General features: G+C 64.3%; 11 protein-coding genes. 1 reads left to right on the forward strand and 10 read right to left on the reverse strand.

What is annotated here, in order from left to right:
- Nucleotides 1-3: 3 nt before the first annotated feature.
- The 6 genes from MJ602_RS09315 to MJ602_RS09340 form a co-directional block, all read right to left on the reverse strand.
- Nucleotides 4-2,214, reverse strand: a complete 2,211-nt coding sequence (locus MJ602_RS09315) for an ATP-binding protein (protein ID WP_243020556.1) — start codon at nt 2,212-2,214, stop codon at nt 4-6.
- Nucleotides 2,199-3,398, reverse strand: a complete 1,200-nt coding sequence (locus MJ602_RS09320; RefSeq protein WP_243020558.1) for a hypothetical protein — start codon at nt 3,396-3,398, stop codon at nt 2,199-2,201. The genes MJ602_RS09315 and MJ602_RS09320 overlap by 16 nt, the downstream gene beginning before the upstream one ends.
- 68 nt (nt 3,399-3,466) lie before the next feature.
- Complete coding sequence (locus MJ602_RS09325) at nt 3,467-3,919, reverse strand: hypothetical protein (protein WP_243020559.1); 453 nt, start codon at nt 3,917-3,919, stop codon at nt 3,467-3,469.
- 68 nt (nt 3,920-3,987) lie between these two features.
- Nucleotides 3,988-4,824 (reverse strand): hypothetical protein, encoded by an 837-nt coding sequence (locus MJ602_RS09330; RefSeq protein WP_243020561.1) that lies wholly within the window; start codon nt 4,822-4,824, stop codon nt 3,988-3,990.
- A gap of 297 nt (nt 4,825-5,121) precedes the next feature.
- Nucleotides 5,122-6,978 carry a dihydroxy-acid dehydratase gene (ilvD, locus tag MJ602_RS09335; protein ID WP_243020562.1) on the reverse strand — a complete coding sequence of 619 codons (1,857 nt, stop codon included), beginning with the start codon at nt 6,976-6,978 and terminating at the stop codon, nt 5,122-5,124.
- 142 nt (nt 6,979-7,120) lie between these two features.
- Nucleotides 7,121-7,363: a TIGR04438 family Trp-rich protein gene (locus MJ602_RS09340; protein WP_243020563.1), complete on the reverse strand. Its 243-nt coding sequence runs from the start codon at nt 7,361-7,363 to the stop codon at nt 7,121-7,123.
- A gap of 99 nt (nt 7,364-7,462) precedes the next feature.
- Here MJ602_RS09340 and MJ602_RS09345 point away from each other — a divergent pair, with 99 nt between their 5' ends.
- Entirely contained in the window at nt 7,463-7,768 is a 306-nt protein-coding gene (locus MJ602_RS09345) for a c-type cytochrome (RefSeq protein ID WP_243020715.1), read from the forward strand.
- Nucleotides 7,769-8,067: 299 nt separating this feature from the next.
- Here MJ602_RS09345 and acs read toward each other — a convergent pair whose 3' ends face one another.
- The 4 genes from acs to MJ602_RS09365 all read right to left on the reverse strand — a co-directional run bounded on the left by acs (nt 8,068) and on the right by MJ602_RS09365 (nt 13,636).
- Entirely contained in the window at nt 8,068-10,062 is a 1,995-nt protein-coding gene (gene acs / locus MJ602_RS09350; protein ID WP_243020564.1) for an acetate--CoA ligase, read from the reverse strand.
- Nucleotides 10,063-10,312: 250 nt separating this feature from the next.
- A complete protein-coding gene (locus MJ602_RS09355) occupies nt 10,313-11,272 on the reverse strand; it encodes an NAD(P)H-dependent flavin oxidoreductase (RefSeq protein ID WP_243020566.1) in 960 nt (319 codons plus the stop codon).
- Between the two features lie 106 nt (nt 11,273-11,378).
- Nucleotides 11,379-13,169, reverse strand: coding sequence for an acyl-CoA dehydrogenase (locus MJ602_RS09360; RefSeq protein WP_243020568.1), 1,791 nt, complete (start codon nt 13,167-13,169; stop codon nt 11,379-11,381).
- 23 nt (nt 13,170-13,192) lie between these two features.
- Nucleotides 13,193-13,636, reverse strand: coding sequence for a hemerythrin domain-containing protein (locus tag MJ602_RS09365; protein ID WP_243020570.1), 444 nt, complete (start codon nt 13,634-13,636; stop codon nt 13,193-13,195).
- Between the last annotated feature and the right edge of the window lie 47 nt (nt 13,637-13,683).

Here is a 13,683-nt window from a genome sequence, read left to right on the forward strand (position 1 = left end):
TGGCTAACTGCGCGCCAACACCGCCAGCTCCTGGTGCAGCAGCAGTTCCACCTCGGCTGGCTCGAACTGGTCTTGCAGCAGCGGGATGGCAAAGCGGTATTCGGCGTCCTGCTTGCGCAGCACATAGGCCAGTTGCAGACGCGCCAGCGATTGGCGCAGGGCTTGGGGATCACCCGCAATGCCGTGGCTCTGCAGCAGTTGGGCCAGGGCCACCAGGCTCACACCGCCCGCCTGCGCAGTCTGATAGACCACGATGCGATCGAGGCGGCAGGCCGCTTCGTCGTGGCTCAGGCGCCCCCAGCCAGCCAGGGCGTCCTGCACGGCCTGCGAGGCCAGGGCCTGGTCCAGATGGCGCTTTTCGATCACGCGCTCCGCAGGCGCCAAGGCCTCCAGACATTCCTGGCACAGGATGGCAACCAGATTCGCTCGCTGGCCGCTGGCTTCCACCAGCCGATCCACCAGGCGCTCATTGTCAAAGCCCAGGCGGAGTTTGCGCAGCGGCTCGGTGGCCAGTTCGCGGCAGGCGGCGTGCTCCAGGCCCCCAATGGCCAGCACCTCGCCAAAGTTGCGCAGCGGGCTTTGGTAGTCGAGCACAGCCGTGGCATACAAATCCCAGAAGCCTGCCAGCATGAACCAGCAGCGCCCCTCTTCGCTGAGTGCGCGAAGGGCCGAAAGCTGCGGGTAGCCATGGCTCGACTCGTCGCGAAAGAACAGATCGGCCTCGTCGATCAGCAATACCAAGCGCTTGCCCTGGTACTGCGCCTGCAGGTGGTCCACGATGGCCTCCAGCGGCGTATCGGCCGCCAGGCCAAACTGCAGCGCCATGCGCGGCGCCAGGCGGTGGTCGCGCAGCGAGACGTAGTGGCACACGGTGTGCGGGTGGCCCTGCATGCGGCGTTGCACTGCCTTGAGCAGACTGCTCTTGCCCAGTTGGCGCCCACCCACAACCAGGTAATTGGTGGGCTCACGGTTGATGACGCGGGCCAGCAACTGCGCGCGGCCAAAAAAGGCGCCTTCGCGCGTCACACCGCCACGCGTCTGGTACGGCGAGATGCGGGTGATGCGCAGCTGCGCGGCCAGCAGGCGCAGCAGCACCTGCAGGGCTTCGCCGCCGACCAACCACTCGGTCTGACTGGCACTGTCCACCATCACGTGCAGATTGGCACGGTCCTCGGCGTGGGCCTGCAACAGGGGCTGGGGAGCGTCCACGCTGTGCTCACTCAGGATCAGCAGCACGTCGCTGCCGGTCTGCGCGGCGCGCAACTGGCGCAGCACGGTAGCCTCGTCCATGTCCGGCGCGGGCACGAAGACCAGGCAGCGGTCCAGCGACACGGGCAGGTCGGGCCGGAACTGCCACTCGAACACCTGGCCGGGCAGCGCCCAGTCGGTGCTTGGCTGGCAGCGGGCCGAAACACGCTCGGCCATCGCTCGGGCCAGAGCCTGGGCGCGCTCTTCACCTGTGGCCTGCGCGCACAGCACGGCACGGCGCCAGTCCACCATGCGGATGTCGGCAGCCAACAAGGTGGCCTCCAGGCGCCGCAGCCAGCGCAGCAGCCGATCCATCTGCGGTAGGCGTGCCAAAGGCGTGCGGCGCAGCCGTGCGGGGCGCAGCTGGCCCGCGCCGATCAATGGGTGGCGCAGCACCCACACCACGGCGCCCACAGCGAAGATCAACGCGCACCACACGATGAGCAAACGCAACCAGCCAAACGGGTCGGCATCGGTGTGGGTGACTGGCGTCGCACCGAGTGAAAAATCGTCGCTACTGCCCTCTAGGCAGTTGATGGGCAGATAGCCTGACGGGATGGGCGGTTTGCCAGGGCGGCAGCTCCAGGTGTGGGTGCCGGGTTTGAGCTCCACCAGCACCTGTGTGCCAGCCAGCTTGCCCAGCTCCGGGTTGTCGGCAATGTCTGCCTGCAAGACATGGGGGCGCGGAGAGGTGACACGCAGTTGCGGGTTTGCAATGGGGGGCGCGTAGGCCTGAATGTCCCTTGGCCAATGCCCCAGCTCGTTGCTTGCCTCGATCATTGCCATGCGCCACTGCACCAGCTCCCCCCACACGGGGCCCACATTGACGGCGGCAAGAAACCTGCCGCGCGTGGCCGGGTTGAACTGGGGGGTGAACATCGCGCTGGCTATAAACAGGGCTACCGCCGCGATGACCACCGCGCGCACCACCGGCCTGGTCAGAAGGGGACTCAGTCGCTCGAACATGATTCCAGCACCATCAAACCAGCTTCACGCACCGTGTTGCAGCGCCAATGCAGCCGCGCCGACTCACCCGTGCCACGCACATGGATCAGGTTGCCCCAAAACAGGCGGCGCAGCTCGTCATCCTGCAGGTAGGGCCGCGCGCGGCCCAGGTCATCGGCCTGCAGCAGTTGTCGCAGCCGCGCACGGGTGGCCGGGACCTGTGCCAGCGGCAACAAGGTCTGCCACAGGCGCGGGCTGCTGGCCAGGTGGGTGCGCAGCGCGCTGGACGATGCATGCGCTTCATTCCCAGCGCCATCCAGGCCCGGGCTGTCCACCAGCCACTGAAGCCCTTCCTCGAACAATGCCGGGTGCCCCCCGCTGAGCGTCTGCAGCGCAGTCACCACCGGCACGGCCCAGCGGTGCTCCGGCCAGCGCTGGCGGGCCAGCTGCATCAGATCATCCAGAGACGGATCGGGCCAATGGTTGACCTGAGCGATGTTGAGCAGCGAGAGGTCACCGCCGCGGTATTTGAGGTCGGCCAATGCCTCGCCGCCACACAACAGCAGGTGCAGGCGGCCGCTGTGCATCTCGCTCAGGCTGCGCAGGATGCCTGCCAGGGTCTCACGCAGCGCGGGTGTGCCCTGCTCGAAGCGGCTGACCAGGCAGAAGATGCGATCTCCCTGCAGCAAGCGACGCTCCAGCGCCGATTCAAACTCATAGTCCGAAGCCACCTCACCCAATCCACACTGGCGCCCGATGGCGGCAAAGTACTCTGCCTGCGCAGTGCTCACGCTGAAGGGCGGCTGGATGTGCAGCACCGCACCCTCGCCGTACTGCACCCGTGCGCGCTGCAGCAGTTCTTGCCGAAAGGGTGGCTGCCCCCAGTGGGCCGGCGACAGCAGCAGCGAGATCGGGTACGGCACAGCCTGCGCCAACTGGGCAAACAGGCGATCCAGGAAGGCTGCAAAGGGTTGCGCCACACCACCAGCCTCGGCCTGCAGCGGAAACTCAGGCGCAAACCCTGCGGCACTGAGCAGCCGATTGGCCTCGCTTTCAGTCAGTCGCAGGTAGCGGGTGCAGGCCACCAACTTGTCGCGCGAGCGGGGGTTGGGCGCCGAGATGCCGTTGCGCCAGTTGTTCACCGCTTCACGGCTCAGGCCGATCTCGGTGGCTACGCCCGAGGCACTGGCTCGGATACGCCGCATGTAAAGCGCCAGCAGATCGGGAAAAGAGTCTGTAACCATGTATGAGAAACAAGGGGAAAGCAGCGCAGTTACAACAAGCCCTGCACCATGGGCCACGCCTTGGTGCAGCCCAGGCCACAGGCCGTGAGCACAGGACTGTAGAGCACCACAACCCCCAGCAGCGTCATCAACCAGCCTGGTGAGGGCTCGTCCGCCTGGGCGGTGCTCGGTTCGCCAGTTCCAGCCCCTGCCTCCAGCCCGTCCTCACCGTCCTCGCCCGTCACCTCTTGCACCAGCATCACTGCCACCAGCATCAGCGAGATGCCCAATGCCCCCAGGTATGCGTACTGCAGCCCAGTACCCTCCAGGGGATAGAAGTACCCGGCCAGCACCAGGGCTGGCAGCACGAAGAAGCTCCGCATCTGCCACCGGTACCAGTCGATCCCCTCTTCCTTCTTGTCAAGAGCCCCCATCACCAGTCGGTAGGTGATGGCACCCAACACAAAGATCACCCCACCCCACCATTCGATCGCTGTCAGCATCGTTCAATCCCCCTCATTGTTGTTTGCCGGTGTTGTCGTTTGTCCGTCTCGCCCGCCATGGGTCGACATCAACCCGTCGCAGCTTGGGCGGCAGCGTCACCGTCCTCTGCGTCACCCTGCAGATCCTTGTGTTCGCGCTGCATATAGAACAGCGGCAGCGTGATGGCCAGCACCAGGCCCAACCCCAGCCACAGCCAGAGGCCCTTGAAAAGCAGCACGGTGATCACCGTGAACACCACGGCATGCAGCAGTCCTTTGAGGCCCGCACGCAGCAACAGCACGGCCATCAGGCCTTGCACCGGCGACTGGCCGCTTTTTCCCATGGTGCGGGCCAAGTCGATAAAGGCCTGCGCGGCCTCCTCGCCCTGCTTTCTGCGGTCGGCCTCATCCCTGCGCAGCTTGGCCACGGACACGGGTTTGGCAGGGTCACGAGAGCAGCCATGGGGTGCTGACTGTTCATCCGCCTCAGCGCCCCCATCGCTATGAGGGCCCATCGGCTCCACCACAGTGAGCCACTGGGAGTGGGCTTCGAGAAAGGCCTTGCGCGCCACCCATCGCCCCTGGTCAAAGTGCATCCGCTCGGTTTCACCAACCTGGTCGTAAAACACCTCCAGCACCGCCGCACGTAGGCCGTGGGAAAACAGAGATTCCAGGGCGCGCAGGGGCAAGCCGGCACTGGTGCCGGTATCGAAACACAGCAGCAAATGGGTAGGTTTGGCCACCACCTGCGGGTTGAACCACTCCTCGTCCCACAGGTCGTCCAGGCTGGCCACCCCCAGTTCCTGGGCCCACCGCTGGGCTTGTCCAGTATTTCCAGCGGCGATGTACTGGTACACCAACTGTGCCTTTTTTTGCTGGATGGGATTGTCGAAAAAGAGCTGTAGCGTGTGGGCGTTTTGAGACATGGTGCTTGGAATCAGGGGCCATTCGAAGAAGAGTGTTCGGATTGTGGTCCGGCACCTGCAAATCGCAGCTCACCATGTTGTCCACCGCTCGTATCCTGCGCACCTGACAGGATGTCCACCCATGGCGTATCTCTTGGAGCGCACGCCGCAGCCATGCACACTCCCGCCAACTTTCAAGCAAAAAATAAAACTGGCGCTTACGAATAAAGCGCCAGCAGCTATCAAAATAATAGCAAGATCACCCTGTCCGCGGCGGGCGGATTCTTGGATGCACGGCGCCTGAGCGCCGTGCATCCATCAATCCAGCAAAGACAGATCGCGCACCGCGCCCTTGTCGGCCGACATCACCAGCTTGGCATAGGCCTTGAGGGCGGCCGAGACCTTGCGCTTGCGGGGCTGCGCGGGCTTCCAGCCCTTGGCATCCTGCTCGGCGCGGCGGCGGGCCAGTTCCTCATCGCTGACGAGCACGTCGATACGACGGTTGGGAATGTCGATGCGGATACGGTCGCCGTTCTGTACCAGGCCGATGGCGCCGCCTGCAGCGGCTTCGGGCGAGCAGTGGCCGATGGACAGGCCCGAGGTACCGCCCGAGAAGCGGCCATCGGTCAGCAGCGCGCACACCTTGCCCAGGCCTTTGGACTTGATGTACGAGGTGGGATAGAGCATTTCCTGCATGCCGGGGCCACCCTTGGGGCCTTCGTAGCGCACGATCACCACATCGCCCGCCTTGACCTGGTCATTGAGGATATGCTCCACCGCGTCATCCTGCGACTCGACCACGTGGGCTGGGCCTTCGAACACGAGAATGGATTCGTCCACGCCTGCCGTCTTGACCACGCAGCCATCGCGCGCGATGTTGCCAGTCAGCACGGCGAGGCCGCCTTCCTTGCTGAAGGCGTGCTCGTAGGAGCGGATGCAACCGTGGGCACGGTCCAGGTCCAGGCTGGGCCAGCGGCTGTTCTGGCTGAAGGCCACCTGGGTGGGAATGCCCCCAGGCCCGGCGCGGTAGAACAGGTGCACGGCCTCGTCCTGCGTGCGAATAATGTCCCACTGGGCCAGGGCATCGCCCAGCGTGGGCGCGTGCACAGTGGGCACATCGGTGTGCAGCTTGCCCGCACGCTCCAGTTCGCCCAGGATGGCCATGATGCCGCCCGCGCGGTGCACATCTTCAATGTGGTACTTGTCGGTGTTGGGTGCCACCTTGCACAGTTGCGGCACGGTGCGCGACAGGCGGTCGATGTCGGCCATGCCGAAGGGAATCTCGGCCTCTTGCGCAATGGCCAGCAGGTGCAGGATGGTGTTCGTGGAACCGCCCATGGCGATGTCCAGCGTGATGGCGTTTTCAAACGCCTTGAACCCCACCGAGCGCGGCAGGATGCGCTCGTCCCCCTGCTCGTAGTACTGGCGTGCCAGCTCCACGATGCGCCGGCCCGCACGCTGGAAGAGCTGCTCGCGGTCCGCATGGGTGGCCAAGGTGGTGCCGTTGCCTGGCAGGGACAGGCCCAGCGCCTCGGTCAGACAGTTCATGGAGTTGGCAGTGAACATGCCGGAGCACGAGCCGCAGGTCGGGCAGGCGCTGCGCTCCACCTCGGCCACGTCGGCATCGCTGGCCTTGTCGTCGGCGGCCATCACCATGGCGTCGATCAGGTCCAGCTTCTTGAACTGCAGCGTGGCCTCACCGGGCACCGCCAGCTTGGCCTTGCCGGCTTCCATGGGGCCACCCGAGACAAAGATGACCGGAATGTTCAGCCGCATCGCCGCCATCAGCATGCCGGGGGTGATCTTGTCGCAGTTGGAGATGCACACCATGGCGTCTGCACAGTGGGCGTTGACCATGTACTCGACCGAGTCGGCAATGATCTCGCGGCTGGGCAGCGAATACAGCATGCCGTCGTGGCCCATGGCGATGCCGTCGTCCACGGCGATGGTGTTGAACTCCTTGGCCACGCCGCCGGCCGCCTCGATCTCGCGCGCCACGAGCTGCCCCAGGTCCTTGAGGTGCACATGCCCAGGCACAAACTGCGTGAAAGAGTTGACCACCGCAATGATGGGCTTCTGGAAGTCTGCATCCTTCATGCCGGTGGCACGCCACAGCGCGCGGGCGCCCGCCATGTTGCGACCGGCGGTGGAAGTTTTGGAACGGTATTCGGGCATAGGTCTTCAGTCGTGGGGGAGATACAAAACGAAAACGCGGCAATGCGCCGCGCCATTATCGGTGTCTGCAATAACACCTAGGCAACAGGGGCCAGCAGGCTCGTAGTGCTGCCAGACCCCGGCCAACAAGACCAGTGACACTTCAGCGCGGCTTGCGCGGGCGCATGCCCATGGCTTCCTTCTGCTTGTTCACGCGGTCCTGTTTGCGCTTTTCCACCTTCTCCATGGCCTTGCGCTTGGTGTAGCCGGTGGAATCGGCCCAGCCCCACCACAGCAGGGTCAAACCGAAAGGAACCAGTACCACCCACCAGGACCACTGGGCAACAGGGCCGATTTCGAGGTACTTCAGAAGCGCCAGAAGAATGCCTAGGCCGAGCAGGTACATGATTTGCCTCAAATGTCGTCAGTATGGTTTTGTGGTTGTCAACCGTCTTCACTACAATCCCATTATCAGCAATGTAACCCAACCAGAGGAACCCCCATGATGAAGCGTACCCTGATCGCCCTTGCCATGACCCTGTCCGTCGCTGCTCCGGCAATGGCCGACGAAGCGCTGGCCAAGTCCAAGAACTGCATGTCCTGCCACGCTGTCGACAAGAAGCTGGTGGGTCCTTCCTACAAGGACGTGGCCAAGAAGTACGCCGGCGACAAGGCCGCTGCGGATGCTTTGGCTACCAAGGTCATGAAGGGCACCAAGGGTGCTTGGGGTCCCGTGCCCATGCCCGCCAACCCCCAGGTCAACGAAGCCGACGCCAAGAAGCTGGTGGCTTGGATTCTGTCGCTGAAGTAATACTGCTTCACTCCAGCGCCCTCCGCTGCGGCGGAAGGCGCTTGGAAAAACCGCCGCAGCCTCTCCGGGCACGGCGGTTTTTCTTTGGACGGTCTCTGCAAAAACGCAAAGGGTGCCATGGGCACCCTTTGTTTTTTTTACGCACGGACGCCTCATGGCGCCCTTCCGGATCAGTTGGTCTGGGCCAACTGATCCATATTCCGCTGGGATTTTGTGGTCACATCACGTCGCTACGCGACATGAGTGCCCCCCGAATCCCGCAAGCGCTACGCGCAGGCGCCTCATGGCGCCCTTCTGGATCAGTTGGTCTGGGCCAACTGTTCCAGAATTGCGGGATTCTCCAACGTGCTGGTGTCCTGGGTGATGGCTTCACCCTTGGCGATCGAGCGCAACAGGCGGCGCATGATCTTGCCGCTGCGCGTCTTGGGCAGGTTGTCGCCGAAGCGGATGTCCTTGGGCTTGGCAATGGGGCCGATTTCCTTGGCCACCCAGTTGCGCAGCTCAGCGGCGATCTCCTTGGCTTCGTCGCCCGTGGGACGTGGGCGCTTGAGCACCACAAAGGCGCAGATGGCCTCACCGGTCACGTCGTCGGGGCGGCCCACCACGGCAGCTTCGGCCACCAGGTCGGTCTTGGCCACCAGGGCCGACTCGATCTCCATGGTGCCCATGCGGTGGCCCGAGACGTTGAGCACGTCGTCGATACGGCCGGTGATGCGGAAGTAGCCGCGGTCGGCACTGCGCACGGCGCCGTCGCCAGCCAGGTAATAGCCCTTGAGTTCTTCCGGGAAGTAGCTCTTCTTGAAGCGCTCGGGGTCGTTCCAGATGGTGCGGATCATGCTGGGCCAGGGGCGCTTGATGACCAGGATGCCACCCGAACCATTGGGCATGTCCTGTCCCGCCTCATCAACAATGGCGGTCGTGATGCCCGGCAGCGGCAGCGTGCACGAGCCCGGCACCAACGGCGTTGCGCCCGGCAGTGGGGTGATGACGTGGCCGCCGGTTTCGGTCTGCCAGAAGGTGTCCACGATCGGGCAGCGTTCGCCGCCCACGTTTTTGTAGTACCACATCCAGGCTTCGGGATTGATGGGCTCCCCCACGCTGCCCAGGATACGCAGGCTGGAAAGGTTGGAGCGCGCGGGGTGTACCGCCGCATCGCTGTCGGCTGCCTTGATGAGCGAACGGATCGCCGTGGGCGCGGTGTAGAAGATGGAGCACTGGTGGCGCTCGATCATCTGCCAGAAGCGGCCGGCGTTCGGGTACGTGGGAATGCCTTCGAAGATGATCTGCGTGGCACCGGCCGCCAGCGGGCCGTAGGCCACATAGGTGTGGCCGGTGATCCAGCCGATGTCGGCAGTGCACCAGAACACGTCGTCGGGGCGCAGATCGAAGGTCCAATCCATGGTCATCTTGGCCCACAGCAGGTAGCCGCCCGTGCTGTGCTGCACGCCCTTGGGCTTGCCCGTGGAGCCCGAGGTGTAGAGGATGAACAGCGGGTGTTCGGCCTCCACGGCCACGGCGGGGCACTCGGTGCTCTGACCTGCCAGCACCTCAGAAAAGGTCTTGTCGCGGCCAGCGACCATGTTGCAGGGCGTCTTGGTGCGCTCGTACACCAGCACGTTGCGGATGCTCTCGCACCCGCCCATGGCCAGGGCCTCGTCGATGATGCCCTTGAGCGGCAGCTCCTTGCCACCGCGCAACTGGTAGTTGGCGGTCACCACGGCCACGGCACCGGCGTCGATGATGCGCTCCTGCACCGCCTTGGCCGAGAAGCCGCCGAACACCACGCTGTGCGTGGCGCCAATGCGCGCGCAGGCCTGCATGGCCACCACGCCCTCGATGGTCATGGGCATGTAGATGAGCACGCGATCGCCCTTGCCCACACCACAGGACTGCAGCGCGTTGGCGAACTGGCTCACGCGGGCCAGCAGCTCCTTGTAGGTGACACGGGTGACGGCGCCATCGTCGGCTTCAAAAATGATGGCGGTCTTGTTCTCTACCGGCGTGCCAATGTGCCTGTCCAGGCAGTTGGCGCTGGCGTTGAGTTCGCCGTCGGCAAACCAACGGAAGAAGGGGGCATTGGACTCGTCCAGCGTCTGCGTGAAGGGCTTGGTCCACTGCAGGTTTTCGCGGGCACGGCGGGCCCAGAAGCCCTCGAAGTCGGTGTTGGCCTCGTTGCACAAGGCATCGTAGGCGGCCATGCCGGAAATCCGGGCCGCCTTGACCACGGCATCGGAAGGCGGAAACACCCGGTTTTCCACCAGGTTGGATTCAATGGCATTCGTGGGCGCGCTCATGGGTTGTCTCCTGAAGGTCAGTAAAAGCCCCGACACTGTCTGCGCCCGCACTTACATGCCACTGACTGAATGAAACAACACCCTCCTGAGGCGCTTCGCACCTTCCCCCCGCTCTCGCATCGCTGCGCGCTGCGGGCAGGGGGACGCTCCCAGCGCCCACACCTGGGAATGCTGGCGGCCCTTGCGCGGGAGCCCTGGCCTGGGGCGCGCCAGTTTCATGCGTCGTGTGCGCCGCCGTCCGCGGTTTGGATCACTGTCCCAGCAGCCGCGCACGCGCAGCCTCGTATTCGCGGCGCAGCCGCGCCACCAGGTCGGCCGCGCTGGTGACCTCGTGGATCGCGCCAATCCCCTGGCCGCAGCCCCAGATATCCTTCCAGGCCTTGGCGGCCGCGCCCCCACCAAAGTTCATCTTGCTTGGGTCGGATTCGGGCAGGTGCTCGGGATCCAGCCCGGCGGCGCGGATGGACGGCGCCAGGTAGTTGCCGTGCACGCCGGTGAACAGGTTGCTGTAGATGATGTCGTCCGAAGTGCACTCGACAATGGCCTGTTTGTAGGCGTCGGCGGCGCGGGCTTCGTGCGTGGCAATGAAGGCCGAGCCGATGTAGGCGAAGTCGGCTCCCATGGCCTGCGCCGCCAGGATGGCACCGCCCGAGGCGATGGAGCCCGACAGCGCCAGCGGGCCGGCGAACCAGTCGCGGATTTCCTGCACCAGCGCGAACGGGCTCTTGGTGCCCGCATGGCCACCGGCACCCGCAGCCACGGCAATCAGGCCGTCAGCGCCCTTTTCCACCGCCTTGCGAGCGAACTTGTTGTTGATGACATCGTGCAGCACGATGCCACCCCAGGCGTGCACCGCCTGGTTCACGTCCTCGCGCGCGCCCAGGCTGGTGATGACGATAGGCACCTTGTACTTGGCGCAGACCTGCATGTCGTGCTCCAGCCGGTCGTTGCTCTTGTGCACGATCTGGTTGATCGCGAAGGGCGCCGAGGGCCGGTCAGGGTTTGCCTTGTCCCAGGCGGCCAGGGTCTCGGTGATCTCGGCCAGCCATTCATCCAGCAGCTCGGCCGGGCGCGCATTGAGCGCGGGCATGGAACCCACGATGCCTGCCTTGCACTGCTCGATCACCAGCTTGGGGTTGCTGATGATGAACAGGGGTGAGCCGATGACGGGAAGCGTGGGCTTCTGCAATACCGGGGGCAAGGTGGACATGGCGGTCTCCATTGATTGACAAATAGGCCTCCAGCGCTCTATCCATAAGCGCTGGAGGCTATTATTTTTATAGCATCCTCGGTACTCTGGCGCCGAGGATGCTCGATCAGAACAGGTCCAGTGGCAGCGCAGTCACGCTGTCTGCGCCTTCCACGATCCCGTCGCGCAGGCCTTGCGCACGCACCAGGATGTGCTCGGCATAGAACTGTGCCGTGGCGATCTTGGCGCGCATGAAGGCTTCGTCCTGTCCCTTTTGCAACAGCTCCTGCGCCACCAGCAGCGCGCGGCCCATCTGCCAGCCCGCCACCAGGTTGCCTGCCAGCATGAGGTAGGGCACGCTGCCTGCATACACGGCGTTGGGCGATGCCTTGGCGCTGCTGCAGACAAAGTCCACCACGTCCAGGTAGGCCTTGCGTGCGGCCGCCAGGCGGCGTGCCACGGCCCGGGCCGCGGGCGTGCCGCTGGCAGTCAGATCCGCTTCGGTCTTTTCGATCTGCGCGGCAATGGCACGGGCCGTCTGACCGCCGTCGCGCGTGGTCTTGCGGCCCACCAGATCGTTGGCCTGGATGGCCGTGGTGCCTTCGTAGATGGTCAGGATCTTGGCGTCGCGGTAGTACTGGGCGGCGCCCGTTTCCTCGATGAATCCCATGCCGCCATGCACCTGCACGCCCAGGCTCGCGACTTCCAGGCTCATTTCTGTGCTGTAGCCCTTGACCAGCGGCACCATGAATTCGTAGAAAGTGGCGTTGTCCTTGCGCACCTGCGCATCAGGGTGGTGGTGCGCAGCGTCGTAGGCCGCTGCGGCCGTGCTGGCCATGGCGCGGCAGGCCTCGGTGGTGGCGCGCATGGTCATGAGCATGCGGCGCACGTCCGGGTGGTGGATGATGGCGGCGCTGGCGGCCACGCTGCCGTCCACGGGGCGGCTCTGCACGCGGTCGCGGGCGTACTGCACGGCCTTCTGGTAGGCGCGCTCGGCAATGGCGATGCCCTGGATGCCCACGCCGTAGCGCGCGGCATTCATCATGATGAACATGTACTCGAGGCCACGGTTTTCCTGGCCCACCAGGTAGCCCACGGCGCCGCCATGGTCGCCAAACTGCAGCACGGCCGTGGGGCTGGCCTTGATGCCCATCTTGTGCTCGATGCTGACGCAGTGCACGTCGTTGCGCGCGCCCAGGCTGCCGTCCTGGTTCACCATGAATTTGGGCACCACGAACAGACTGATGCCCTTGACGCCCTCGGGCGCACCCGCCACACGGGCCAGCACCAGATGGACGATGTTCTCGGCCATGTCGTGCTCACCCCAGGTGATGAAAATCTTGGTGCCGAAAATCTTGTAGGTGCCGTCAGGCTGCGGATCGGCCTTGGTGCGCACCAGTGCCAGATCAGAGCCCGCCTGGGGCTCGGTCAGGTTCATGGTGCCAGTCCATTGGCCGGAGATGAGTTTCTCCAGGTAAATGGCCTTGAGTTCGTCGCTGCCCGCCGTCAACAGCGCCTCGATGGCGCCATCGGTCAGCAGCGGGCACAGGGCAAAGCTCATGTTGGAGCTGTTGAGCATCTCCATGCAGGCAGCGCCGATGGTCTTGGGCAGGCCCTGGCCACCGAAGTCCTGCGGGTGCTGCAGGCCCTGCCAGCCGCCTTCGGTGAGCTGGTGAAAGGCGTCCTTGAAGCCTGGCGTGGCGGTGACCACTCCGTCCTTCCAGGACGAGGGGTTTTTGTCCCCCTCGAAGTTGAGCGGAGCCAGCACGCCCTCGGTGAACTTAGCGCACTCTTCGAGCACCGCGGCGGCGGTGTCCAGGCCAGCATCCTCAAAGCCTGGGATTTGTGCGACCTGTTCGATGTGGGCCAGATGCTGCATGTTGAACAGCATATCCTTGATGGGGGCGTGATAAGACATAGTTCTCGCGCGCAAAAACGCGCCTAGTGAAGCGATTGGTAGAGAGGATAGAGTTCTGCCTCTTCGCGACGGATACGGTCGCCAAGAAGCTTTCCGATGTCGTCCAGTGCAGCACGCACCCCGACAAAATCGATGTCTGCGTCGGCCGTCGCAGTGTAGGTTTCCACAAAACGCACAGCAGCATCCCCGATGCCGCCCATCTCGGTCTTGTAGCCGTTGACCATCTGATACGCCTGCTGGTTGCCTTGCGCCTTCAGCTCCTGCCTCAGGAAGGTGTACAGCTTGATGGCTTCCTGCAGCAGGTGTGGTACCAGCAATGCCTTGAAATCGACCAAGGCATGCTTGAACGCCCCAGGGTCTTCAGCCTCAGCACAATGCTTGAGCCGCCCGAAAGCTTGCAGTAGTTGCCGGTGATCGTTCACCAGCCCTTGCACCAAAGCAGAATGGTGCGGGACGCCTGTCACCATGTGATCTCCTTGAGCGAAGAAGCCACCGTGCCGCGTTCGTCGCCCTT

This window comes from Simplicispira sedimenti, assembly GCF_022760965.1.
GTDB classification, from domain to species: Bacteria; Pseudomonadota; Gammaproteobacteria; order Burkholderiales; family Burkholderiaceae_C; genus Simplicispira; species Simplicispira sedimenti.